Source organism: Anaerococcus senegalensis JC48 (genome assembly GCF_000321005.1).
Lineage (GTDB): Bacteria > Bacillota > Clostridia > Tissierellales > Peptoniphilaceae > Anaerococcus > Anaerococcus senegalensis.
The window spans coordinates 100,216-124,970 of record NZ_HE578908.1; the positions used below are offsets into that span (position 1 = coordinate 100,216).

The following is a 24,755-nucleotide window of genomic DNA, read 5'->3' on the forward strand; positions in this document are numbered from 1 at the left end:
GATAAAGATTATATAGACGAAGAATATGCTTATTTAAATAAATCTTTTGGTGGAAGTGGAGATTTATTTGATTCTATTTTTCTAGCTCATTTTTTGAAAAATGATGATTATAGAATAAGTATTAAAAAAACCAAGGAAATTATTGCAAAAATTCTTAATTTACAAATAGATTTAGATGATAAAACCGAAGATATTTATGTTAATAAAATTTTAAAAAAATTATAGGAGGAAGGTGATTTTTTGATAAAAAATAGGTATTGGAAAAGAGCTTTGCAAATAGCTTGGCCTTCTGTGTTGGAATCTTTTTTTATAGCCTTGGCAGGTCTAATTGATACTTTTATGGTTTCATCAATTGGACCAAATGCTGTTGCAGCTATTGGGCTTACAACTCAACCAAAATTTATAGCCCTATCATAATTTCTGTATCAGTTTCTGCTCTTGTTGCAAGAAGAAAAGGTGAAGAAGACAAAAAAATGGCAAATCAAACTATGGTAACAGCAATGATTATTGCTTTATTATTGTGTCTTATAATTTCATCCGTTTTTGTAATTTTTACGCCACAAATTTTAAAACTTTCTGGATCATCACCTGATACTCATGATTTGGGAGTTTCATATTTTAGAATAATAATGGGCGGTTTAATTTTCAATGTTATTTCTATGACTATAAATGCTGGTCAAAGAGGAAGTGGAAATACACAAATTGCTTTTACAACAAATTTAGTTTCATCTTTGGTAAACATTCTTTTTAATTATTTATTAATAAACGGTAATTTAGGCTTTCCAAAACTTGGAGTTGCTGGGGCTGGTCTAGCTACAGTATTAGGAGCAGTTGTTGCTGCAATAATGAGTTTTTCCTCACTTTTTAGAAGATCATCATATATGTCTTTTAAACTTATTAAAAAATATGCTCTAGGATTTTCAAATTTTATTTTTAAAGAAATTTTAGCCCTTGGTTCTAATATATTTATTGAAAATATTGCCGCAAGAATTGGTTTTTTGGTTACAGCTATAACTGCTGCAAAACTAGGAACAGATCAATTTGCAGCTCACAATGTTGGAATGAATTTATTATCTCTTTCATTTTCTTTTGGAGATGGTATGCAAGTTGCAGCAGTTGCCCTTACAGGAAATGCTCTCGGAGCTAGAAAAAAAGATGAGGCAATAAAATATGGAAAAACTTGCCAAGAAATCGGACTTTCTATTTCAATAATTATTTCAATAATTTTGGTTTTATTTAGAAAAAATATTTTTAGAATGTTTTTTGACGATGAAAAAATTATAGCAATGGGATCAATTATCACATTCTATTTAATCTTTATTGTAATCTTTCAAATATCTCAAATAATTTTTGGTGGTGCACTAAGAGCTGCTGGTGATGTAAAATATACTCTTGCAGTAAGTTTGATATCTATTACCTTTATAAGATCTGCTTCGACCCTATTTTTTGTAAATGTACTTCATTTAGGAATTCAAGGAATTTGGATGGGAATTATGGCAGATCAAATATCAAGATTTGTTGGTTTATGGACTAGGTTTAGAAAAGGAGATTGGGTAAACATAGAAATTTAATCCTACTTATATTATTAAAAAAATAATTATATATTATAAAACAAAAATATTTTTCAAATGACTATTTGAATTTTCATTTATATTCTGGTATATTATAATTACTATCGGGAATGATAGTAATTATATTTTTTTAAACAGGGGGATTAAACAATGAAAATTAAAAAAGTATTACCAGTATTAGCACTATCACTAGCATTAGTTGGTTGTGGAAATAAAGCTGAAACAACATCAAACTCAAACGCAGCAAGCACACCAGCTTCAACTACAACAACAGAAAAATCTGATTCAAACGCTAGTACAACAGATTCAAACGCAGCAAGCACACCTTCATCAAACGATGTAAGCACACCTGCTTCAGATGCTGGATCAAATAACTAATTTAAATTAATAAGAAAAAGAGCAAGATTTCTTGCTCTTTTTTTGTTTATTTTAATTTCATAAATTTATATGTAAAATATCAGTAAGATACATATAATAATTTTTCAGACTTTCATTAATTTTCTATTATCAACTAATACTTCTTCTCCATTATCAAATTTTACCTTTGTAAAATCAAAAAAGTCCCAATCTATCACTATTCCAACTTCACCTTTACTAATGCTCCAATTTAAATCTTCAGTTAACATTACTTTGTCGCCTTTTTCAAATTCTGCCATTTTTTCCACCTCTCTTTTTTTAATTTCCAAAACCTACCACAACAATTTTTTTCTAATAAAATTTATATCACTTCCCTTTTTATATTCTATATATTAATCTTAACACGTTAATATATTAAATACTCAGTATTATAAAACCAAAATATTTTTATCTCAAAAAAATATTAGTCTATTAGTAATTTTCTTAAAATTTCAAAAGTATTTAAATACTTTTAAAAATATATTGATTTAATGTAAAATAAGTTTATAAAGTATAATTATTTTAGGTGGTTTTATGCAATATGATTTATTAAAAAAGGAATTTGCTTATTTTGGTTCGTTTATGATTTGGGATAATTCAATTCAAAAAAATGGTATTCCAAAAAAATTAGATAATAAAGAATTTAGAGATGAGAGACTAAATAGTGATTTTATATATTTGGCCATGAATATTAGGCTTGATAAGAAAAATTTTAAAGATATTGATAAGGATTTTCTAACCAATGATGAAATTTTCACTTCTAATATGCCAGCTTTTTGTGGTTTTCATTCCCTAGATGATGGAAAATACAATAATACTCCTTATACAAGACTTAACAAATTGTATACAAATACTGTTTTGGAAGGGGCATATATTACAGATTTTTTTAAAGTTGCTCCAAATTCAAAAATACCAAATGGTTATGCTACAAGAACTTCAGATGAAGTTTTTGAATATTTAGAATCATTAAACGATGAAGATAAAGATAATTTCATTAGATACCAATTTATAGCGCTTGAGAGAGAACTTGAACTATTGGAGATTTCTACTCCAAAATTTATAGTTATGGAAAGTATTTATGATATTTTCACATATTATTTCAATAAACTTATAAATGAAAAAGATTTTCCAAATTTGCATAAAGCAAAAATCATTGATAAACCTTCAAGTTTTGGTACAGTTCTTACAAAATATCAAAGTGATATAATCCATATATTTTTAAAAAATGTAGATAGAAATTCTTATCCTGAATTTTTAATTTCAAATTTAGAAAAAAATATTAATTATATAGAAAAACTACAAAAGATAAAAAATAAACTTCATGTTTTGACTATTCTATATATATGCCTTAATGAAGAAAAAAATCTTCCAATAGAGGTAAAATATTATATTGAAGATATAAAAAAAACATATTTTCCTATAATTGGAAAAATACAAAAATCTTTTTCTAATAATTTTTTATATGAATTAATAAAAAATTTACCATATATTTATGGTGATAAATCCATAATAAATGAAAATCTAGAAAATCTATATAAAAATTTTGTTAAAGAAAATGTACTGTTTAATATTAACCAAAATTTTCCAAATATTATTAATCTATTTAAAGTAAAAGAAATTCAAAAACATTCTTTTATTTTACATGATTTTAAATCTTATATTTTTGTACAAATTTTTAAAAAATCACTAGGTCTTAAAGGTAATGTTTATTATAAAGATGATAAAAAATTAAATGACTTAGAATATGATAGATTCTTTTCTAGTATAAATAAGAACAATTTAAAATTTATAGATAATATTATAGAAAAAAATAAATTTACTTTTATAAATTTATTCCTAGATTACAAAGATTTTAAAAGATTATGGTTTGAAGAATTTAAAGAAAAATTATTTGATAAAAATTTTTATAGTATTTTAAACTTTAATAACTATAAATTATTGTTATCAACGGGAAAAATCCAAGAAAATATTGAATATGTTTATTATGATGATAAGTACAATTTATTTTTTAAAGAATATATAACAAAGGAAAATTTAAATAGTAAATCTTTACCCTTAGCTTCAAGCTGTAAATCTAAAATTAATAGTCCACTTACATTAGGTGATTTTTTACTATCTATAAAAAGGGGATATCAAACTACTGAGTTTAATAAAGATTGGAAAAATGACATAAATTCAAAAAAAGGTATAAAATATCTAACTAATTCCAACATAAACAAAGGATTTATTAACAAAAGCAACTGTTCAATTTTTGAATTAATAAATGAAGATAGGGAAAAATATTATAATTACGCCCAAAAAGACGATATAATTATTACAAAAAACTCACCCTATTCTGCAGCTATAGTTGAAAATAATGAGAAGTATTTAGTAAATGATAACTGTTTTATTTTAAAAATAGATAAAAATAAAATAGACCCATATTATATACTTGCATTTTTATCATCTAAAAAGCTAATAAGGTTAATAAATACAAATGCCCTATCAATTAAAAAAATAAATTCTTTGCCTATTAATTTACACAGCTTAGAAGAAGTTGAAAAAATTTCTTCTGAAATGAAAAACATAATAAAAAATCTAGAAGATATTTACGAAAACTTTTCAAAATTAGATTATAGAAGAGAAAATATTTTTTATAATTGTAAAAATTAAAAATTTGATATATCTTTATAAAAAAATCACCCTTTATTTCAAGGATGATTTTTTCTATTAATCTATAATTAATTATTAATTTGCAATTTTACTGTGGATGTTAATACATCTGAGTAACTATAAGATACAGTTCTTTCTGTATCAAAAGCATTATTTACTTTTATTGTAAATACACTTGGGAAAGCATCTAAAATTATGCCACTTTTGGTTACAATTCTTTTTCTTCCTTTATCAGCCTTTAATGTTACTTCTTTACCTACATTTTTTTCAACTTCTGTTCTTATTTCATTAACTGATTTATATTCCATATACCCACCTTCCATGCATTTGTATCTATTATACTATGAAATTGTGGATAAGTCAAATTAGCATAATATTATACGCTAGATTAAAATTCTTGTCAAATATTTTTATAAAAGGCCCTGTAGGCTGTAAATGTAGAATAAAAATCTGCCTTTGAAATCAATTCTATTGGAGCATGCATAGAAATTACTGGTGTTCCACAATCAACTACATCCATTCCATATTCTGCAAGAATATAAGCTATTGTTCCTCCACCACCTTGATCAACTTTTCCTAGCTCTCCTGTTTGAAAAATTACTCCATCTTTGTCAAAGGCAAGTCTAACTTGTGATAAATATTCTGCATCAGCATCGTTTGATCCGCCTTTTCCACCAGAACCTGTATATTTTGTAAGGGCAACCCCATGAGAAATTTGAGCTGAATTTTGACTTTCTGTTGCATCTTTAAAGTTTGGATCTTCTGCTAAGGTTACATCAGCTGATAAAACTTTTGAATTTCTCAAGGCTCTTTTGAATTTAATTAAATTAAATTCTTCTTTTAAATTCATTATTTCTAGTAGGGTATTTTCAAAAAATTGTGAAGTCATACCTGTAGCGCCTACTGATCCAATTTCTTCTTTATCAACAAAAAGTCCTACCAAAGTTTTTTTAGTTTCTTTTATATCAAGCAAAGCTCTCAAAGCTGCGTATGAACAAACTCTATCATCATGACCGTGAGATGCAATCATTGACCTATCAAAACCAACTTCTCTTGCTTTTCCTGCAGGAACTACTTCAAGTTCAGCAGTTATGAAATCTTCTTCTTCGATGCCGTATTTTTCATTCAATATTTTTAAAATATTTTTCTTTACAGGATTTTCTTTTTCATCTAAAAGTGGTCTATTTCCCACAATTATTGATAATTGTTCTCCTGTTACAACTTCTTCTGCAGGTTTTGTCATTAATTTTTTGGATAGGTGAATTAGAAGTTCAGAAATATAAAATACTGGCTCATCATCCCTTTCTCCAAGAGAAATTTCTACTTTTTCTCCATTTTTTGTAAAGACTACTCCATGAAGAGCAAGGGGCATATTTGTCCAATTATATTTCTTTACTCCCCCATAATAATGAGTTTTTAAATATGAAAGACCATTTTCTTCTGTTAATGGAACTGGTTTTAAATCAAGTCTTGGTGAATCAATATGTCCTCCAACAATTGATAGTCCCTTTTCCAAATCTTCATCTCCTATGTGAAACATAACTACAGCCTTATTTTTATTAAGAGCATAAATTTTATCACCAGGATTTATTTTTCCAGACTTTATTTTTTCATCAAGGTCAACATATCCTGCATTCTTTGCATATTTTACTATCTCTTTTGCGGCAAGTCTTTCTGTTTTTGCCTTATCTAGAAAATCCATATAATCTTTTGATAGACTTTCTAATTCTTTTTCCTGGTCTAAAGATAAATTTTCCCATACATTTTTTCTTTTGTACTCTATCATTTTTTCTCCTAAATTAATTTCCAAATATTTTTTGCATACTCAAGAGGATTTTCAATTTCCAATCCTTCAATAAGTTTTGCTTGGTCAAATAATATATTTACTATCATTTTAAATTCATCTGGATTTTCTTGCAAGTCTCTTTCAAGCAAAGTATATGCTTTTGAATTTTTGTTGATTTCTAATACTTTCTCCGCCTTGATGTCTGGAGCATTTACTTGAGATTTTAAAGTTTTTTCCATCTCAATTGATACATCTCCTTTTTGTTTTATCATTGAAATTACATCATCTGATAAATTTTTGGAAATTTTTATATCAACAACTTCTTCAGGTAAAATTTCTTTTATTTTTTCAATAAGATCCTTGTTTTCTTCATTTTCTTCTTCATTTTCATCAACTTGATTTATTGATTTAAAGGCAATATCCTTGTATGAATTTAGCATTTTTATTAAAAATTCATCCAATTTTTCATCAAGCAATAATACATCCTTATCATCACCTATTGATTTTAAGGCTGGAGAATTTTTTATTTTTTCTAAGTTTTCTCCAACTGTATAAAGAATATTTTCATCAGTAGATTTCATCTTATCCTTATATTCTTTCAATGAAATCATCTTATCTTCTCTGTAAGAATTAAACAACAAAAGATCTTCTAATCTATCTTTTTTTGCCCCATAAGATTCATAAATGGCACCCTTTATATTGTTACCAAACTCTTTGAAAAATATTTGATATTTTTCCCTATCATTTTTCATCATATCTAAAAGATGAGATTTTATTTTATTGTTAATTTGTTTGGCAATAAATCTTAATTCTCTAGTTTCTTGAAGAGTTTCTCTAGAAATATTTAAAGATATATCGTCACTTTCAACAACTCCCTTGGCAAAGGCAAACTCATCATCTAACAAATCTTCGTGTCTGTCTTTTATTTTTACTCCTGATGAATAAAGTTCTAATCCTTTTTGATAATCTTTAGAATAAAAATCATAAGGTGCTTTTCTTGGAATATAAATTATCGCCTTAAATTCTACAGTTCCTTCAATATTTAAATATAGCCATGAAAGTGGATCATCAAATCCATATCCTTGATCTTTGTAGAAATTTATATAGTCATCATCAGTTAAATCTTTTTTTGATTTTTTCCAAATTGGAATTTCAGAATTTAAAACTTCTACTTCACTGTAATCTTCATATTTTGGATCTTCGTCTGTAGAATCTTCTGTTTTTCTAGATTTTGTAACTTCCATTTTTATTGGATATCTGATGTAGTTTGAATATTTTCTAATAAGTTCTTTTATCTTGTATTGATCAAGATAAATATCATAATTTTCATCATCAGAATTTTCCTTTAAAAATAGAGTAATGTCTGTACCTTGATTATTTTTATCGGATTTTTCAATCTCATATCCTTGGGCATTTTCACTAATCCACTTATAAGCTTGGTCATCTTTTTTACTATTTACAATGATTTTATCACTAACCATAAAGGCTGAATAAAATCCAACCCCAAATTGACCAATAAGATTATTTAAATCTTCACCCTTGATATCTTTTTTAAAAATTTCAGTACCAGATTTTGCAATAGTTCCAAGATTTTCTTCCAAATCTTTTTCATCCATTCCAATTCCAGTATCTCTGATTGTTATAGATCTTTTTTCTTTATTTGGAATAATTTCAATATAATAATCTTTCTTATCAACATTTTTATCTGATTTTAAATCTTTATAATATAATTTATCAATAGCATCTGAGCCGTTTGATATTAATTCTCTAAGAAAAATATCCTTGTTTGTATAGATTGAATTTATCATCAAATCCATAACTTTTTTGGCTTCTGCTTTAAATTCTCTTTTCATAAATCCTCCTTAGCACTTCAAGTCTTTGACTGCTAATATTATACTTAATTCGAAGCTTATTTCAATTACTTGACTCTTTTACAAGACTAAAAATTTTCGCTTGAATCTTTATTTGCTCTTTATTTATTTTTTCAATTTCTTCCTTTTGTTTTTTAGAAGTAAAAATTATTTGAAAAATATTTGAAAGAACAAAAACACCAACAAAAATCATAATTTTAGATTCGTCTTTTAAATTTATATATTTACTTATAAGTAAAAAAATAAAAGATAAGACTAAAGATTTTAGGAAAAATTTAAAAAATGAATTTTTATTTTTAATTTTATTCAAATCCTGGTCCAATTCTTCTAGTTTTTTCCTTAAAGTCATTATTTTTTCTAAATTTTTTTCATTCATATTATCACCACCTTAATTGTACCCTAATTCCTAGTAATTTACTTTGATTTTTAATATCTATTATAGTAAAATAGTTCTTAGACATAAGGAGGATTTTATGGCTTTAGAAGAAAGAAAAAAAGAAAAAGTTGAAATTACACATGATATGTTAATCGGTGATATAATTCAAGCAAAACCAGAATCAATTAATACTTTCCTTTCAATCGGAATGGGCTGTATAGCTTGTCCTTCATCATTATATGAAACACTTGATGAAGCTTGCATGGTTCATGGAGTAGACCCAGATTTCTTGCTTGAACAATTAAATAAATAATTGAAAAAGACTTTTGCAAATACTTTTGCAAAAGTCTTTTTTTATTTTTCAAAATATTTTTCCCATTTATTATCATAAGTCCAAGTATAATTTCCTCTTTTTTTAGAATCCTTATACTTATCAAAATCTTTTAGTATTTTTCTAAATGTTCCACTCATTATGATTAGGGCAATTATATTTGGAATTACCATTAGGGCATTTGCAGTATCAGCCACAGACCAAGCAAATTTTAAACCACCAATTGATCCTATATAACAAAAACCAATATAAGCATATTTAAATATTTCAGATATCTTTGTAGATCCTGTCAAATATTTTACACATCTTTGGCCGTAATAGCACCAAGAAACTGCTGTTGTAAAGGCAAATAAAATTAAGGCAAGAGAAACTATATATTTTCCAAATGGAAGTGTTTTTGAAAAAGATGCTGCTGTTAGGGCTGCTCCTTCAAGTCCCTTAATTTTATATAAATCACTAGTTATAATTACAAGAGCTGTCATTGTACAAATAATCATTGAAGAAATAAAAACTTCAATCGCTCCCCACATTCCTTGTCTAATTGGATGATCTGTATGACTTGTTGCATGTGCCATTGGAGCAGTACCAAGTCCTGCTTCATTTGAAAAAATCCCTCTAGCAAGTCCCCATCTTATAGAAAGTAAAATTGCAGAACCAGTTGCCCCTCCTGCAATAGATTTTCCAGAAAAGGCACAAAAAATAATTTCTTTAAAAGCAGGTAGTAAACTTTCGATTTGTAAAATAAGAATTAAAAGACAGCCAACAATATAAAAAACTGACATTATTGGTACGATTTTTGACGCAAAAGCTCCAATTCTTTTTATACCACCAATAACAACCAAAATCATAAAAATTACAATCAAAATTCCACCTATATGAATATTTAATCCAGTCATTGCATTTAATGATTCAGAAATAGAATTTGATTGAACCAAAGCTCCCGTTCCAATAATTGCTATAAAAGCAAAAAATGAAAAAACTTTTGCCAAAAATTTTGATCCAGCTCCTTTTTCAATATAATACATGGGCCCACCAATATATTTCCCATCATCATCCGAAACTCTTGTCGCAACCGCCATTGTAACCTCAACCATTTTTGTAGTCATGCAAACAAAACTTGCAATCCACATCCAAAAAATAGCACCAGGCCCACCAAAACCAATTGCTGTTGCAACTCCTACAATATTTCCAGCCCCAATAGTACCTGCTAGAGCCGTAGAAACTGCCTCAAAAGGAGAAATTGAATTTTCATCCGATTTTGAATCCTTAACAAGTCTTCCAAAAGTATTTTTGAAAATATAGGAAAAATTCTTAAAGACCCAAAAATTTGACCTAAAAACTAAAACAAGTCCCCCAAAAAGAAGAGCAACAATCATAGGATAGCCCCACAAAAAATCGCTCAGCTCACTATTTATTTTTATAATTTTATCCATAGGAAAATCCTTCTTTCTAATATATATACTTTTATTCTTATTATTATAAACTTTTTTTTGAAAAATAAAATAATAATTTATAACTTTTTTTATTAAAATAAATTTTATGGCATAAAAAAATTAAGGATTTCTCCTTGATTCAGACTGTTGACAAAGTATACAAATCTTCATGCTAATAATATCATACGGAAAAATTGATTTGATTTCAAATTTAAAAATTCGTTAAAAAATCGCACTCTAAATTTTAAAGCTATGATTATTTGTTAAATAAATTAAATTCAATTAAATTTTATTTCTTCGTTTTACTCCGAGGGATAAATATTAAAATCGTGCCACTGGCACAATTTTAAGCTATTTATCTGTCCTCGCGTTAGCGAGTTTGCGATTTTAGAATTTTGAAATTTAGAAATCAACAATTTTTGGAGTCAGATATTCGTGCTTGAGGGTTTTGTCTACGCTATAAATCTTGGATTTCTCCTTGATTATGCTATGGTTCTTGCTACTTTTCTATTATACATATTCATTATCTTATAAAAAAATAATCCTACAAATATATTTATTCCAGCTGTTGATATAACTAAGCTAAGAAACATAAATCCTAATCCCATACTTTCAGGAAGAGCTCCTGCTTGGTTCATCAAGGATAAAAATACAAATCCAGAAATTACTGTTCCTATAAAATATAAAAATCCTACTGAAAAATTATTTTCCATATTTATTTTTTCAAAAAATTTAACAGCCACATATACAAGTAAGGATGAAATAATTTTATCTACAAAATTTGGCAAAAATCCTCCAGGTGCGCTTGTTGTCATTCCTGCCAAAATCCCCCCAGCTATTCCTACTGCAAGGGCAGTTTTAAAATCCTTATTTAAAATTATAATTGTAAATATGCATACCAACATAAAATCAGGTTTTACCATCCCTACAAATCCTGGTATTAAATGAAGTATTGTTCCTATAGCAAGTAAAATTGCGGCTTCTGTTATTGATCTTGTTTTCATTATTTTTCTCCTAAATTTTTAAATTTTTCCAATAAAAAAACCACCTGCTCCATGAAGGAGCAAATGGTTAAATTCGCGGTGCCATCCTTTTTATGTAAAATAAATTTTAATAAATAATACACATCTTTATTCTGATACTAATTTAAAATAATTTCATATCATATCCCTATAACGTGGGAAGACGGCTTAGACTACTATTTTCACCCGAGCACTCTCAGATCCATTCAGTTTTAGATCTTTGCTTATTTCCACCACACATAAGCTCTCTATAAAAGATTTGTAAAACTTACTTACCTCTGATCAAAGTTTTCTTTTTATTTTTTAACTTATAAGTTATTTTGATTATATAGTTAATTTGTATTTTTGTCAACTATCTTGCTAAAGTCTATGTAGGAGCCTATAAATTCAAAATCTCTAGCATTTTCCTTTAAAAAATCTAATAATATTTTTATTTTTTTCTCTTTAATAGATCCTTCAAAATCAAAATAAAAAATAAATTCAAAGTCAGAACCTGGAATTGGAGATGATTCTAATTTTGTCATATTTACATCCAATATTTTAAATTTTTCCACAATATTATACAAAGACCCCGGCCTATCAAGAGCCTTTAATCTTACAGAAATTTTATCTGCTTTTTCATATATTTTTAAGTCTTTGCCTACAATTATAAATCTGGTGTAATTATTTGAAACATTTTGTATGTTTTCATCAAGAATATTTAGGCCATAAATATTTGCACAAAATTTTGATCCTATTGCTGCAATATTTTTATCATTTTTTTCTTTAACAAATTTTGCGCTAAGGGCCGTATTATAATATTCATTTTGGATAAATCCATGCTCAATTATATATTTTCTACATTGACCCAAAGCTTGAGGATGAGAATAAACTTCTTTAATGTCAGAAATTTTTGAAAAAGAATTTCCTAGTAAATAATGATTAATATTGAGTTTATAACTTCCCAAAATATAAAAATTTCTATCAAGCATCAAATTATAAACTTCTTTTACTGATCCATAGGAAGAATTTTCTAAGGGAAGAATTCCAAATTCACAAGTATTTTCATCAATAGCATCCAAAATTTGGTCAAATCTTTTAAAGTATTTTATATCACCTTTTGGAAAAATAATATGACCTACTTGGTCAGCATAAGATCCTTTTGCTCCACCTAGACCGACTTTTGCATTTTTGGGAAAATTTTCTCTTATAATTTTTTTCTCCAGAAATTTCGAAAAATTTCCATCATATTTTTTTGATAAAAATCTACTATATTTTTCTTTTAAATATCTATCAAGATTTTTTAAATCTTCAAGTTCTATTTTCTCATTTTTTAAATTTTTAAGTAAATAATCTTTATTCATATAAATAATCCAAAACTGTAAGGGCTAGAACAGATTCTCCAATTGGAAGAGTCCTAAGAGCAAAACAAGGATCATGACGGCCTTCTATTATTAGATGTTTTTCTTTTTTATCCCTTATAGAAAATGATTTTTGACATAAAGATATTGATGGTGTTGGTTTAAAAATCAAATCAAAAACTACAGGCATGCCATTTGTAATTCCTCCTACAATACCTCCTGCATTATTGGTTCTAGTTTTTACCTTACCATTTTCAAGCTCGAATTGGTCGTTGTGGGCTGATCCTCTCATACTTATAGAATTTAGGCCCTCGCCAAAAGAGATTGACCTAAGTCCAGGAATTCCAAAAGAAAGATAGGATATTTTTGCCTCAAATGAATCAAATATAGGTTCTCCCAATCCCTTTGGTATATTTTCTCCAAAAACTTGGCAGATTCCACCTATAGAATCTCCTTTTTTTCTAACATCTTCCAATAATTTTCTTATTTCCGCTTCCTTTTTTTCTTCTAAAACAGGTATTTCTTTATAAGAAATTTTTTCTAAATCCTTCATTGGAGGCTTTGCCAAATCAAGATTTATATCAGAAATTCCACCAATATTTTTAATTCTTGATGAAATTTTTATATTTTTTTCTTCTAAAATTTGTTTTGCAATTCCTCCAGCAAGACAAAATGGAACAGTGAGTCTTCCAGAAAATGGCCCTCCCCCATTCATATCCATATCTTTTCCGTATTTTATAAAACTTGTATAGTCTGCGTGAGATGGCCTTGGAATATCATTTATATTATCGTAATCATTAGATTTAAAATTTGTATTTTTTATAAGGGCTGTTATAGTTTTTGAAATTATTTTATTTCCTCTTAGGCCAGAAATAAAATTCACCTTATCACTTTCTTTTCTTTTTGTGGTAAATTTTGATTTTCCCGGAGCTCTTCTTTGCATAAAGTCATCAAGTTTTTCCATATCAATTTCAAAACCAGGTTTTATATTATCAATTACCACTCCCATATATTCTTGGTGGCTTGATCCAAAAATAGTAACTTTTAAATTTTTTCCAAAGCTTTGACCCATTTTAGATTTCCTTTCTTAATTCATGGATTTTTTTACTTGCCTTTAAAATTTTGTCAAAATCATCTGGCACTACGCATTGGGCACCATCTGAAAATGCTTTTGCAGGATTTTCGTGGACTTCAATCATAAGTCCATCAGCTCCAACAGCTGCTGCAGAAAGTGACAGATCTTTTACATATCTTGAAATTCCAGCTGCGTGAGATGGATCAATAATTACAGGAAGGTGAGTTTTTTCGTGTAAGAAAGGAATAGCTGTAACATCTAAAGTATTTCTTGTTGCAGTTTCAAAAGTTCTAATTCCTCTTTCACAAAGTATAACTTTTGCATTTCCCCTACTCATAATATATTCAGCTGCCATCAATAATTCTTCATAAGTTGCAGCAAGACCTCTTTTTAATAAAATTGGTTTATCAGTTTCGCCCAAAGCTTTTAATAGATCAAAGTTTTGCATATTTCTTGCCCCAACTTGCAAAATATCTATATCATCAAAATATTTTAATTGATTTATTTCCATAATTTCTGAAACAAGGGCAAGTCCTGTTTCTTTTTTTGCTTTTACAAGATAATCTATAGCTTTTTTTCCATAACCTTGGAAGGAATATGGGCTTGTTCTTGGTTTGAAAGCTCCTCCTCTTAAAATTGTAGCTCCAGATTTTTTTATTTTTTTGGCAATAGAAATTACCTGTTCTTCACTTTCAACAGAACATGGACCTGCCATATAAACAAAAGACCCCCCTCCAATTTGTGTTCCATTTTCTAAAGTAATTATTGTATCCTCTGGATGAAATTTTCTATTTGCTTTTTTGTATGGTTCTTGGATTCTTATTACATCATCAACAATCTTTTTTGATTTCATATCGTCTTTTGAAACTTTGGAAGTATCTCCCAATAGTCCTAAAATTGTTGTATTTGATCCAACAGCCATACTTACTTTAAGCCCCATTTTTTCAATTTCATTTATTAAAGCCTTAATTTCAGCTTCTTTTGATCCATTTTTTAATTTTATAATCATCTTTCAAAGCTCCTTCTTACATTCTTTTCCAATCAAAAAAGCTTCCTGGCTATTACCAAGAAGCTAAAATTCAAAAACTTAAATAGTCTAAAAATTTTGCACATGATAAATAGCCCTACTTTTTTTTAAAGTAAAGTTAAAAAAGTAAAAGCTAAATTGTGCAAAATTTAAGTTTTTCATCTTTTTTCTCCTAATAGTTTAAATTTTTTATATTATAACACAAAAATTTTTCTCAGTAAATTTTAATTATTATGTGAATTCATGATAGCTTCTGTTAATTTTGGTATAACTTGTTTTTTTCTTGATAAAACACCTGGAGCTGAAATAGTTCCATTTACTACCTTATTTCCAAAAACATTTTCTATATCACTCAAATAATTTCCAACAACCAAAAGCTCTGATTTTTGGTTAAAAATATCTGTAAGTACAAGAACAAAAGTATTTTCACCTTTTGCATTTATTCTTTCTTTCATTAGTGATGTAAGTTTATCTTTTATTGGATCAAGTTCTTCTGGATTCATTGTCATAACTTGTCCAACCCTAATTTTATCATCACCAATTGTAAATGCTTTTACATCTCCATCAATCAAATCTTCTGGTGACCTATTTTTTAGACTTGTTCCTGCCTTAAACATTTTTAAGGCAAATTCTTCTGGATTTATATCTGCTATTTTTGAAAGTCTATTTAATACTCTTTTATCTGTTTCAGTTGTAGTTGGTGATCTAAATAAAAGTGTATCAGAAATTATAGCAGCTGAAAGAAGACCTGCTATTTCTTTTGTTGGTCTTATTCCTGATTCAAAAAACATTTTTGAAACAATAGTTGCAGTTGAACCCACTGGCTCTGCCCTAAAAAATAAAGGTTGATTTGTAACAACATTTGCAACTCTGTGATGGTCAATTATTTCTATAATATCCGCATAATCAATATCATCCACAGATTGATTTCTTTCGTTATGGTCAACTAAAATCAATTTTTTCTTTTCGTCAGAAATCAAATGATATCTAGAAATTGCACCTAGAACTCTTCCTCTTGCATCAACAATTGGGTAAGATCTAAATCTAGTTTTTCCCATAACCTCACGAACTGTATCAACTGTATCTTCTGGTGAAAAATAAACCAAATTTTCTGTACTCATTACATTTGCAATTGGAACTGCCATAGGCAAAAGTCTTGCTGTCATAAAAGTATCATATTCAGTAGAAATAATTGTTATATTATTTTTTTCGGCCTCTTTTTTGAGCTCTTCTTTCATATTAGATCCATTGGTTAAAATAATTAAGGAAATATTTTTCTTTATAAGATATTCTTGCGCCTCAAGCCTATTTCCTGTTATAACCAAATCTCCATCACCAACTAAAGAAGTTTCAGGTGAATCTTTTTCATTCATAGCATAAACCATCATTTTCCCTGTAAAATGTCTTGGATTTTTTGGATTAACTACTAGTTTTGCAGATAAAATATCTACAATATTTTCAATTGGAGTATGAGTTCTTCCAATAATTCTATCATCCCAAACTTCCATATAAGAATGAGTCAAGTTTGATAAAGATGCAACTCCTATTAATTTTTCATCATTATCAACCACGAATAAAGAATTTAATTTATTTTCTTGAATAATTGACCAAGCATTTCTAATAGGAAGTGATTCATCAACATTATAAGAATTATCATAGTCAATATCTTTTATTTGAAGTTTCATTGAATCTTTGTGCATTGGAGATTTTACTCCAAAATAATCAAGCACAAATTGAGTTTCTTGATTAACATGACCAAGTCTTATTGGAATAGCCTTATTATCACCAAGTCTATTTTTCAAATTTGCATAGGCAAGGGCTGAGCAAATAGAATCAGTATCTGGATTTTTGTGGCCTGTAATATAAACTGTTTGTTTCATAATACCTCTAACTTTCAATATTAAATTTAACTCTTAATAAATTAATTTTGTACCTTTCAACTTTTTCACAAATCAAGGTAATATCATTTACTTTAACAACATCTCCAGTTTTTGGTAGACGGTTAAGATAATCTATTACCAAACCTCCAATAGAATCATTTTTAACTTCTTTTAAATTTCTATTAAAATAATCATTGAAGTCATTAATGTGCATACTTGCATCAACTATAAATTCATTATCAGAAACCTTGTAGACTTTTTCATCATCTGGATCATATTCATCATAAATATCTCCCACAAGTTCTTCAATAATATCTTCAATTGAAACAAGTCCTTCTGTTCCACCATATTCATCAACAACAATAGCAAGAGAAACATTCATTTTTTTCATTGACTTAAAAAGATCAATAATATTCATATTTTCATAGGCATAAAAAGTTTGTCTAAGCATATCTTTTAATCTAACTTCTCTACCTTCTGCAATAAAAGTAACTATATCTTTCATATGCAAAACGCCCACAATATTATCAATACTTTCTCCATAAACAGGAATTCTTGAATGTTTACTTTCAATTAAAAAGTCATCAAGTTCTTTTTTTGTTGAATCTATTGATATAGCTTCCATATTTGTTCTTGGAGTCATAATATCTGATGCAAAAGATCCACCAAAATCAAAAACATTATTTATTATTTCACTTTCTTCGTTATTAATAACTCCTTGTTCTTCACCAACATCAACTATAGTTTTTAAATCTTCTTCTGTTACTTTATCACTATTTACTGAATCGCCTGACATTTTTTTTGTAAGATACTTAGTAAATAGACCCAATAAAAACACTAATGGTTTTAAAATTAATGAAATTATATAAATTGGTTTTGCAAATCTAAGTCCCATTTTTTCACTATTAATTTGGGCTGCAAGTTTTGGAGTTATTTCTCCAAAAATTAAAACTGTAATTGTAACAACTACAGTTGAAATAGCAGCTCCTGCTCCTCCAAAAATATCAGTAAAAAAAAGTGTTGCAATAGTTGTTGTTAGAATATTTACAATATTATTTCCAACAAGTATTGTTGTAATAGTGTTTTGGCTATCATCAACGAGTTTTCTAAGTAATTTTGCATTTTTAATTTTCTTTTCTTCAAGCTGCCTTAATTTAAATTTATTTATTGAAGTAATAGCAGTTTCTGATGATGAAAAAAATCCAGAAAATAAAATGCCAAAAATCATTACAATTAACTCAATTATATTTTTTGTCGTCAAAACTTCCTCCTTGAATACATTATATGAGAAATTTATAAAAAAATAAAGTGATAAATTAAAGTAATTATGATATAATATGCTCGAAAAAAGGAGGAATTATGGAAAAAAATTCGAACGAATCACTTGCCGAAAAACTTTTCAAATTAAGAGAAAATAAAACCAGTGTAAAAACTGAGATTATGGCAGGAATAACAACATTTATGACTATGTCATATATTCTAGCAGTAAACCCTCAAATTTTGGGTGATGCCGGAATGGATAAGGGAGCTGTATTTACTGCAACAATTATAGCATCAATTATTGCAATTTTAATTATGGCATTTTATGCAAATCTTCCATTTGCTCTTTCATCTGGAATGGGACTAAACGCATTTTTCACCTATACAGTCGTAATGACTATGGGAAAAAGTTGGGAATTTGCTCTTGCAGCTGTATTTATAGAAGGAATTGTTTTTATTATTTTATCAATATTTAATGTTCGTGAAGCAATTTTTAATGCTATACCAAGAAGTTTAAAAACAGCAGTATCTGTAGGAATTGGATTGTTTATTGCTCTAATAGGTTTATTAAATTCTACAGTAATTGTAAAAAATGATATTGGTCTTGGACTTGGTAATTTAGTTAGCAAAGAAAGTTTCATATTTTTTATAGGACTTTTAATTATGGCAGTTTTAACTGCAAGAAAAACAAAGGGAGCTTTATTAATTGGAATTGTAATTTCTACAATAATCGCCCTATTTACAGGAGTAAGCAAACTTCCAGAAGGTGGAATAATTCAATTACCACCATCAATTAGCCCAATTGCATTAAAATTAGATTTTTCATCAATGCTTTCATTTGAAATGTTTTCTGTTGTATTTGCATTTTTATTTGTAGACTTATTTGATACAGTTGGAACACTTACAGGAGTTGCAACAAAAGCAAAAATGTTAGATAAAAATGGCGAGTTACCTAATGCTGGACGTGCACTTTTTGCAGATAGTATTGGTACAACTCTTGGAGCACTTTTGGGAACATCAACAGTAACTACATTTGTAGAAAGTGCAACTGGAGTTGCAGAAGGCGGAAGAACAGGATTAACTGCTTTATCAGCAGGATTTTGCTTTTTCTTATCAATATTTTTCTATCCACTTATTACAATAATTCCACCACAAGCAACTGCAGCAGCTCTTGTAATGGTAGGATTATTTATGATAGATTCAATTGTTGATATAAACTTTGGAGATTTTACAGAATCATTCCCTGCATTTATGACAATAATAATGATGCCATTTGCTTATTCAATTGCAGAAGGAATCGCATTTGGAATGATTTCATACGCAAGCGTAAAATTATTAACAGGAAAAGGAAAAGAAGTTTCACCACTTGTTTATGTACTTGCCTTAGTATTTTTACTAAGATATATATTTCCACTATTTGGATAAAATAGGCACAAAAAATCCCATCATCAAGATGGGATTTTTTTTTACATTTTATCTTCAACTGATTTTATTTTTTGGTCAAGGCTTGCTTTTTTATCTCGTCTGTCGTCTATTTTTATTACTGAGTAAACTCTATCAGCTCCATTTTTAAAAACTGATTCTTGACAAGCTCTGATTGCTTCAAAAGCTCTATCTATATCTCCGTGAATTACTGTTCCCATTGGATTTAATCTTACTTCCAAATCTTCGTATTCTTTCAAAACTTTTTCGCATCCTGCTACATATTTTGAAACTGAGGTTTCTTTTGTTCCTATTGGTACTACTGTTAATTCTATAACTGCCATAATATCCTCCTAATATTTTTTATTGTAAAAATCTTCAAATATTTTTATAGCTTCTATATGATCTTTAACTCCAGCAAGCTCTCTTATTGAATGCATGGCAAGAATTGGTGTGCCGACATCTATTGATTTTATTCCAGATTTTGAAGAAACTATTGGACCAATTGTAGAGCCACCGACCTTATCTGATCTGTTGTGAAAAGTTTGAACTTTTGCTCCAACATTTTTTGCATGTTTTAAAAATCTTGCTCTAGTTTCTACATTTGTTGTATAAGCACCATTAGAAGCTACCTTTATTCCTATACCCATATTTATCCTAGTATTATTTGTTTGATCAAAAAGATTTGGATAATTTGGATGAATTGAGTGAGAAAGGTCTGCTGAAATTAAATATGAATTTGCAAGGGCAATAAAATAATCCTCCCTATCATAACCCAAATTCATCACAATTCTTTCCATAATTTGGTCCAAAAATGGTGAGCTTGCTCCAGTTCTTGTGCCTGATCCAATTTCTTCATTGTCATTTAATACGCACATATTAAATTTCTCGTTTTTACTATTAATTAAAGCTGTAAGTGATTGGTGGACACTTGCAAGATTATCTAATCTTCCAATATGAATAAATTCATCATCACTTCCCATAATAGATCCTTTTTGCCTATCAAAAAGTGCCAAATCAAAATCTATAATTTTTTCTTCATCTACTCCAATTTCTTTTGCCAATAATTTTTGCAAATATCCTTCTTTTTTAAAATCATCTTCGATTGTTTTTATAATTGGAGAAAGTTCATCTTGCATATTATATTTATAGCCTGAATTTAAATCCCTATTAATATGAATTGCACAATTTGCAATTGTCAAGAGATCTTTATCAATTTTTAAAAGCTTTGTTTTAAATTCCCCATTTTCTTCAAAAACAACTTTTCCTGCCAAAGACAAATCTCTATCAAACCAAGAGGAAACAATCATTCCTCCATATCCTTCTACATTAAATTTTAAAAAACCATTTGAAGTCATTTCAGGCTTTGATTTTATTTTGAAAGTTGGAGAATCTGTATGAGATCCAATTATGTCAAACCCCTTTCTTGGATCATCTCCCACGCTAAAAGCAATTAGTGCCGTATCATCACGACTTACAAAATATTTACCATATTTTTCAAGTTTCCATTTTTCATTTTCTTTTAATTCTTTAAAACCATTTTTTTCTAAAATTTCAATAGAATTTTGGACCGCAAAATAATTTATCGGACTTTTGTCAATAAATTCTATTAAATCATTGATAATTTCATTTCTATTCATATAATATATATTACCCTTAAAGGATTTTAATAAAAGCGAATTTTGACTTTTAGATAAATTTTGCATTATAATAATAAAAAGAGTACGGAGGTAGATATTTATAATGAAGAAATTACAAGATATAATATTAAGTCATGGTACAGTTCTTGGCAAGGATATTTTAAAGGTAGATTCATTTCTAAATCACCAAATAAAACCAAATTTAATAAAGGAAATGGGAGAAGAATTTGCTGAACATTTTAAAGATAAAAATATTAATAAAATCTTAACAGTAGAATCTTCAGGAATTGCTCCAGCGGTAATTACTGGATTAATTTTAGATTGTGATGTAGTTTTTGCAAGAAAACAAAAATCTCTTACAACCGATGATAATACATATTCTTCAACTTGTTATTCATACACAAAAGAAGAAATGAAAAGACTTATTGTAAGTAAGGACTTTTTGCATGAAGATGAAAATGTGCTATTAATCGATGACTTTTTAGCTAATGGTCAAGCTGCAAAGGCAATGGTTGCAATTTGTAAACAAGCTGGTGCAAATGTTGCTGGTTTTGGAATAGTAATTGAAAAATCATACCAAGATGGAAGAAAAATTTTAGATGAAATGGGTATAGATGTTTACTCTCTTGCAAGAATTTCTCACATGGACGGAAAAGATATAGAATTTATTGACTAATATAAGATGGCTTTTGTCATCTTTTATTTTTTTACAAAAAAAGATTTCACTTTATTCTAGTGAAATCTTTTTAATTTATGCATTAATAATTACTTCTACTTGTTCAAGTAGGACATTTTTATTGTGAGATGTGGTTGACGAATATGCAAATATCAAACCCTCATCATTAATATTTAATGTCTTCATTATTTCTTTTATGTGTTTTTTTAAGTGTGTTTTAGGTATTTTATCATATTTAGTTGCAATAACAAAGCCTGTAAAGCCTGAATCTATTATCCAATCATACATTTGTTTATCTTGTTTTGTTGGAGCATGTCTAATATCAACTAATAGAAAAACTTCCTTTAGATTTTCTCTATTATATAGATAGTCATGTATTAAATTATTCCATTTTTCTTTTTCTTTTTTTGAAACTTTAGCGTAGCCATAACCTGGTAGGTCTACTAGCCTAAATCTATCATTTATCTTATAAAAATTTATAGTTTTTGTTTTTCCAGGTTTTGAAGAAGTTTTTGCAAGATTTTTTTTACCCAAAAATGAATTTATAAAAGAAGATTTTCCTACATTAGACCTTCCTGCAAAGGCAATTTCATCAAAATTATCATTTGGAAATTGAGAAATAAATCCTGCAACTTGATCTAAATTTATTTTATTTATTTTCATATTAAGGCTTCCTTTAAAACTTCCGAAACTTTAGATACTTTTATAAAGTTAATTTTATCTCTTATTTCCTTGTCTATATCTTCAATATCTCTTTCATTTTCTTTTGGAATAATTACATTTTTTATATCATAAGAAAAAGCAGCTAGGGCTTTTTCTTTAAGTCCACCAATTGGTAAAACTTCTCCTGTAATTGTAACTTCTCCAGTCATTGCAAGATCACTCCTTACTTTTTTTCCTGTAAGAGCAGATGCAATTGCAGTTGTCATTGTAATTCCTGCTGAAGGACCATCTTTAGGAGTTGCTCCTTCTGGAACATGAACGTGAATGTCTTTATTTTTATAAAAATCAGGATCAATTTTTAATTCTTTCGCATGTTTTCTTAAATATGAAATTGCAGCTTGGGCTGACTCTTTCATTACATCTCCAAGGCTTCCTGTAAATAAATTTGCCCCTTTTCCATCCATAACATTAACTTCTATATTTAAAATTGTTCCACCAACTTTAGTCCAAGCAAGTCCATTTGCAATTCCAACCTTGTCTTCTTTAAGTCTTTGATCATCAAAAAATCTTTCTTTACCAAGATATTTTTCATAATTTCTCATAGAAACATTGACTTTTTTCTTTCCTTCAAGAATTTCTTTTACAGCGCGTCTACATATTTTTGCTATATTTCTTTCAAGAGACCTAACGCCTGCTTCTCTAGTATAAGACTTAATAATTTTTTCAATAACTGAATCAGAAATTTTCAAATCATTATCATCAAGTCCATTATTTTCCATTTCTTTTTTTATTAAATATCTTTTTGCAATTTCTTCTTTTTCTCTTTGAGTGTAACCAGAAATTTGTATAATTTCAAGCCTATCAAAAAGTGCTGGAGGAATATTTGAAATATCATTTGCAGTTGTTATAAAAAATACTTCTGATAAGTCAAAGCCTATATCAAGATAACGGTCAATAAATTTATCATTTTGCTCAGGATCTAGGACTTCTAGTAGGGCTGATGAAGGATCTCCCCTAAAATCTGAACCTAATTTATCAATTTCATCTAGCAAAAATACAGGATTTTTTACCTTTATCCTTGATAAATTTGACATAATCCTTCCAGCCATAGCCCCAACATATGTTCTTCTATGTCCTCTAATTTCTGATTCGTCTGTTACTCCACCAAGACGCATTGAAATAAATTTACGATTTAAGGCACGAGCGATTGATTTTGCAATTGAAGTTTTACCAACTCCTGGAGGACCAGCAAGACAAATCACTGCCGCTTGATTATTTCCTTTTTTCTTTCTAACAGCAATTGATTCTAAAATTCTTTCTTTAACTTCCATAAGACCATAATGGTCTTCATTCAAAACTTTTTTTGCATGGATAATATCAAGATTATCCTTTGATTTTTTGGACCAAGGAAGTCCCAAAACAAAATCAAGATAGGAAGTTATAACCCCATAGTCAGGACTCATTTCTGGAATCATTTCAAGTCTATCTACACTTTTTAGTAAACTTTCCTTATCTTCCTTGTTTATTTTTAATTTTTTAATTTTTTTTCTAAAAGAATCAGCTTCATTTAAATCTTTTCCTGTAAGATCATTTAATTCATCTTTTACGGCATTTAATTTTTCTCTTAGATAGTACTCTTTTTGTCCCTTATTAATATTTTCTTGAACCTTAGCGTCAATTTTTTTGGATAAATCTTTTAATTCAATTTCTTTTTGAATTAATTTATGAAGATTTATCAATTTTTCTTCTATATTAAATTCTTTTAAAATAGAATAATTTTCTTTAGGGCTTAGTGGTAAATAATAAGTTATTAGATTTGCTAATTTGTCAATATTGTCAATTTCGACTAAAGAAAAGGCAATTTCTGGTGGAATTGTATTATCTATAGAAACATATGACCTGAAATCTTCTATTAACATTTTCTTTAAGGCATCAATATTTTCATTACTTTCAAAACCTTCCTCATCGAAAATAAATTCTTTTACTTCTGCCTTAAAAAATCCATCTTCAATTTTTACATCCAAAACTTCCCCAACACATTTTGCCTCAATCAATACTCTTAATTCTCCGTTTTGTAGATTAAAAGTTTGTTTTATTTTGGCAACTGTTCCGTAGTCATATATATCTTCTTTTTTAGGATTATCTTCCAAAATATCTTTTTGATTTACCAAAAAAATTTCAGATTCATTTAATAAAGCATCTTCCACAGCCTTTTTAGAAACTGATCTTTGGCAATCAAAATGAACTACAGTATCAGGAAAAGCCCAAAGTCCTCTAACTGGAACCATTGGATATTCTTTTTTATCTGTTTTATAGATAAAGTTCATTTTTTCT

General features: G+C 28.0%; 21 protein-coding genes, 1 pseudogene and 1 other annotated feature. Of the genes and pseudogenes, 6 read left to right on the plus strand and 16 right to left on the minus strand.

Annotated elements, in window-relative coordinates; genetic code table 11:
* Positions 1-240 precede the first annotated feature (240 nt).
* Positions 241-1,571, plus strand: a pseudogene (locus ASHG_RS07075) (MATE family efflux transporter).
* Positions 1,572-1,721: 150 nt separating this feature from the next.
* The gene (locus tag ASHG_RS07080; RefSeq protein WP_040398574.1) at positions 1,722-1,949 is read left to right on the plus strand and encodes a hypothetical protein; all 228 of its coding nucleotides are present in this window, start codon (positions 1,722-1,724) and stop codon (positions 1,947-1,949) included.
* Positions 1,950-2,053: 104 nt separating this feature from the next.
* Here the strand turns inward: ASHG_RS07080 and ASHG_RS09060 are convergent, their stop codons facing one another.
* Complete coding sequence (locus ASHG_RS09060; RefSeq protein WP_004817767.1) at positions 2,054-2,227, minus strand: hypothetical protein; 174 nt, start codon at positions 2,225-2,227, stop codon at positions 2,054-2,056.
* A 274-nt stretch (positions 2,228-2,501) separates the two neighbouring features.
* On the opposite strand from ASHG_RS09060, the gene ASHG_RS07085 reads away from it, so the two are divergent.
* The gene (locus tag ASHG_RS07085) at positions 2,502-4,619 is read left to right on the plus strand and encodes a restriction endonuclease subunit S domain-containing protein (RefSeq protein ID WP_040398575.1); all 2,118 of its coding nucleotides are present in this window, start codon (positions 2,502-2,504) and stop codon (positions 4,617-4,619) included.
* A 68-nt stretch (positions 4,620-4,687) separates the two neighbouring features.
* On the opposite strand, the gene ASHG_RS07090 is transcribed toward ASHG_RS07085, so the two are convergent.
* The 4 genes from ASHG_RS07090 to ASHG_RS07105 all read right to left on the minus strand — a co-directional run bounded on the left by ASHG_RS07090 (position 4,688) and on the right by ASHG_RS07105 (position 8,652).
* Positions 4,688-4,927: a Veg family protein gene (locus tag ASHG_RS07090; protein ID WP_040398576.1), complete on the minus strand. Its 240-nt coding sequence runs from the start codon at positions 4,925-4,927 to the stop codon at positions 4,688-4,690.
* A gap of 92 nt (positions 4,928-5,019) precedes the next feature.
* The gene (locus ASHG_RS07095; protein ID WP_040398577.1) at positions 5,020-6,405 is read right to left on the minus strand and encodes an aminopeptidase; all 1,386 of its coding nucleotides are present in this window, start codon (positions 6,403-6,405) and stop codon (positions 5,020-5,022) included.
* 8 nt (positions 6,406-6,413) lie between these two features.
* Positions 6,414-8,258, minus strand: coding sequence for a molecular chaperone HtpG (htpG, locus tag ASHG_RS07100; RefSeq protein ID WP_040398578.1), 1,845 nt, complete (start codon positions 8,256-8,258; stop codon positions 6,414-6,416).
* 61 nt (positions 8,259-8,319) lie between these two features.
* On the minus strand, positions 8,320-8,652 hold the full coding sequence (locus ASHG_RS07105) for a hypothetical protein (RefSeq protein ID WP_040398580.1): 333 nt from the start codon (positions 8,650-8,652) through the stop codon (positions 8,320-8,322).
* 97 nt (positions 8,653-8,749) lie between these two features.
* On the opposite strand from ASHG_RS07105, the gene ASHG_RS07110 reads away from it, so the two are divergent.
* Positions 8,750-8,965 (plus strand): DUF1858 domain-containing protein, encoded by a 216-nt coding sequence (locus ASHG_RS07110; protein ID WP_040398581.1) that lies wholly within the window; start codon positions 8,750-8,752, stop codon positions 8,963-8,965.
* 41 nt (positions 8,966-9,006) lie between these two features.
* Here ASHG_RS07110 and ASHG_RS07115 read toward each other — a convergent pair whose 3' ends face one another.
* The 7 genes from ASHG_RS07115 to ASHG_RS07145 all read right to left on the minus strand — a co-directional run bounded on the left by ASHG_RS07115 (position 9,007) and on the right by ASHG_RS07145 (position 18,021).
* Entirely contained in the window at positions 9,007-10,416 is a 1,410-nt protein-coding gene (locus tag ASHG_RS07115) for an alanine/glycine:cation symporter family protein (RefSeq protein WP_040398582.1), read from the minus strand.
* A 482-nt stretch (positions 10,417-10,898) separates the two neighbouring features.
* A complete protein-coding gene (locus ASHG_RS07120; protein ID WP_040398583.1) occupies positions 10,899-11,420 on the minus strand; it encodes a tryptophan transporter in 522 nt (173 codons plus the stop codon).
* A gap of 52 nt (positions 11,421-11,472) precedes the next feature.
* Positions 11,473-11,733 (minus strand) — a binding site (T-box leader).
* Between the two features lie 37 nt (positions 11,734-11,770).
* A complete protein-coding gene (locus ASHG_RS07125; protein ID WP_040398584.1) occupies positions 11,771-12,781 on the minus strand; it encodes a prephenate dehydratase in 1,011 nt (336 codons plus the stop codon).
* Positions 12,774-13,850 (minus strand): chorismate synthase, encoded by a 1,077-nt coding sequence (gene aroC / locus ASHG_RS07130; protein ID WP_040398585.1) that lies wholly within the window; start codon positions 13,848-13,850, stop codon positions 12,774-12,776. The genes ASHG_RS07125 and aroC overlap by 8 nt, the downstream gene beginning before the upstream one ends.
* 1 nt (position 13,851) lies before the next feature.
* On the minus strand, positions 13,852-14,862 hold the full coding sequence (gene aroF / locus ASHG_RS07135) for a 3-deoxy-7-phosphoheptulonate synthase (RefSeq protein ID WP_040398586.1): 1,011 nt from the start codon (positions 14,860-14,862) through the stop codon (positions 13,852-13,854).
* A gap of 242 nt (positions 14,863-15,104) precedes the next feature.
* On the minus strand, positions 15,105-16,760 hold the full coding sequence (locus ASHG_RS07140; RefSeq protein ID WP_040398587.1) for a putative manganese-dependent inorganic diphosphatase: 1,656 nt from the start codon (positions 16,758-16,760) through the stop codon (positions 15,105-15,107).
* 7 nt (positions 16,761-16,767) lie between these two features.
* Entirely contained in the window at positions 16,768-18,021 is a 1,254-nt protein-coding gene (locus tag ASHG_RS07145) for a hemolysin family protein (protein WP_040398588.1), read from the minus strand.
* A 98-nt stretch (positions 18,022-18,119) separates the two neighbouring features.
* On the opposite strand from ASHG_RS07145, the gene ASHG_RS07150 reads away from it, so the two are divergent.
* Positions 18,120-19,445, plus strand: coding sequence for an NCS2 family permease (locus ASHG_RS07150; RefSeq protein WP_040398589.1), 1,326 nt, complete (start codon positions 18,120-18,122; stop codon positions 19,443-19,445).
* 41 nt (positions 19,446-19,486) lie between these two features.
* Here ASHG_RS07150 and ASHG_RS07155 read toward each other — a convergent pair whose 3' ends face one another.
* A complete protein-coding gene (locus ASHG_RS07155; RefSeq protein WP_004838072.1) occupies positions 19,487-19,786 on the minus strand; it encodes an MTH1187 family thiamine-binding protein in 300 nt (99 codons plus the stop codon).
* A 9-nt stretch (positions 19,787-19,795) separates the two neighbouring features.
* Entirely contained in the window at positions 19,796-21,082 is a 1,287-nt protein-coding gene (locus ASHG_RS07160; RefSeq protein ID WP_040398590.1) for a M18 family aminopeptidase, read from the minus strand.
* A 103-nt stretch (positions 21,083-21,185) separates the two neighbouring features.
* On the opposite strand from ASHG_RS07160, the gene ASHG_RS07165 reads away from it, so the two are divergent.
* The gene (locus tag ASHG_RS07165; RefSeq protein ID WP_040398592.1) at positions 21,186-21,758 is read left to right on the plus strand and encodes a xanthine phosphoribosyltransferase; all 573 of its coding nucleotides are present in this window, start codon (positions 21,186-21,188) and stop codon (positions 21,756-21,758) included.
* A 75-nt stretch (positions 21,759-21,833) separates the two neighbouring features.
* On the opposite strand, the gene yihA is transcribed toward ASHG_RS07165, so the two are convergent.
* Positions 21,834-22,421: a ribosome biogenesis GTP-binding protein YihA/YsxC gene (gene yihA / locus ASHG_RS07170; protein ID WP_040398593.1), complete on the minus strand. Its 588-nt coding sequence runs from the start codon at positions 22,419-22,421 to the stop codon at positions 21,834-21,836.
* Positions 22,418-24,748: an endopeptidase La gene (lon, locus tag ASHG_RS07175; protein ID WP_040398595.1), complete on the minus strand. Its 2,331-nt coding sequence runs from the start codon at positions 24,746-24,748 to the stop codon at positions 22,418-22,420. The genes yihA and lon overlap by 4 nt, the downstream gene beginning before the upstream one ends.
* Positions 24,749-24,755 lie beyond the last annotated feature (7 nt).

Coding starts and splice junctions, on each gene's coding strand:
- ASHG_RS07115 (WP_040398582.1), bottom strand. CDS start 10,416: ATGGATAAAATTATAAAAATAAATAGTGAGCTGAGCGATTTTTTGTGG.
- ASHG_RS07120 (WP_040398583.1), bottom strand. CDS start 11,420: ATGAAAACAAGATCAATAACAGAAGCCGCAATTTTACTTGCTATAGGA.
- ASHG_RS07155 (WP_004838072.1), bottom strand. CDS start 19,786: ATGGCAGTTATAGAATTAACAGTAGTACCAATAGGAACAAAAGAAACC.
- htpG (WP_040398578.1), bottom strand. CDS start 8,258: ATGAAAAGAGAATTTAAAGCAGAAGCCAAAAAAGTTATGGATTTGATG.
- ASHG_RS07105 (WP_040398580.1), bottom strand. CDS start 8,652: ATGAATGAAAAAAATTTAGAAAAAATAATGACTTTAAGGAAAAAACTA.
- ASHG_RS07085 (WP_040398575.1), top strand. CDS start 2,502: ATGCAATATGATTTATTAAAAAAGGAATTTGCTTATTTTGGTTCGTTT.
- aroF (WP_040398586.1), bottom strand. CDS start 14,862: ATGATTATAAAATTAAAAAATGGATCAAAAGAAGCTGAAATTAAGGCT.
- yihA (WP_040398593.1), bottom strand. CDS start 22,421: ATGAAAATAAATAAAATAAATTTAGATCAAGTTGCAGGATTTATTTCT.
- aroC (WP_040398585.1), bottom strand. CDS start 13,850: ATGGGTCAAAGCTTTGGAAAAAATTTAAAAGTTACTATTTTTGGATCA.
- ASHG_RS07150 (WP_040398589.1), top strand. CDS start 18,120: ATGGAAAAAAATTCGAACGAATCACTTGCCGAAAAACTTTTCAAATTA.
- ASHG_RS07125 (WP_040398584.1), bottom strand. CDS start 12,781: ATGAATAAAGATTATTTACTTAAAAATTTAAAAAATGAGAAAATAGAA.
- ASHG_RS07165 (WP_040398592.1), top strand. CDS start 21,186: ATGAAGAAATTACAAGATATAATATTAAGTCATGGTACAGTTCTTGGC.
- ASHG_RS07080 (WP_040398574.1), top strand. CDS start 1,722: ATGAAAATTAAAAAAGTATTACCAGTATTAGCACTATCACTAGCATTA.
- ASHG_RS07140 (WP_040398587.1), bottom strand. CDS start 16,760: ATGAAACAAACAGTTTATATTACAGGCCACAAAAATCCAGATACTGAT.
- ASHG_RS09060 (WP_004817767.1), bottom strand. CDS start 2,227: ATGGCAGAATTTGAAAAAGGCGACAAAGTAATGTTAACTGAAGATTTA.
- ASHG_RS07090 (WP_040398576.1), bottom strand. CDS start 4,927: ATGGAATATAAATCAGTTAATGAAATAAGAACAGAAGTTGAAAAAAAT.
- ASHG_RS07110 (WP_040398581.1), top strand. CDS start 8,750: ATGGCTTTAGAAGAAAGAAAAAAAGAAAAAGTTGAAATTACACATGAT.
- lon (WP_040398595.1), bottom strand. CDS start 24,748: ATGAACTTTATCTATAAAACAGATAAAAAAGAATATCCAATGGTTCCA.
- ASHG_RS07095 (WP_040398577.1), bottom strand. CDS start 6,405: ATGATAGAGTACAAAAGAAAAAATGTATGGGAAAATTTATCTTTAGAC.
- ASHG_RS07160 (WP_040398590.1), bottom strand. CDS start 21,082: ATGAATAGAAATGAAATTATCAATGATTTAATAGAATTTATTGACAAA.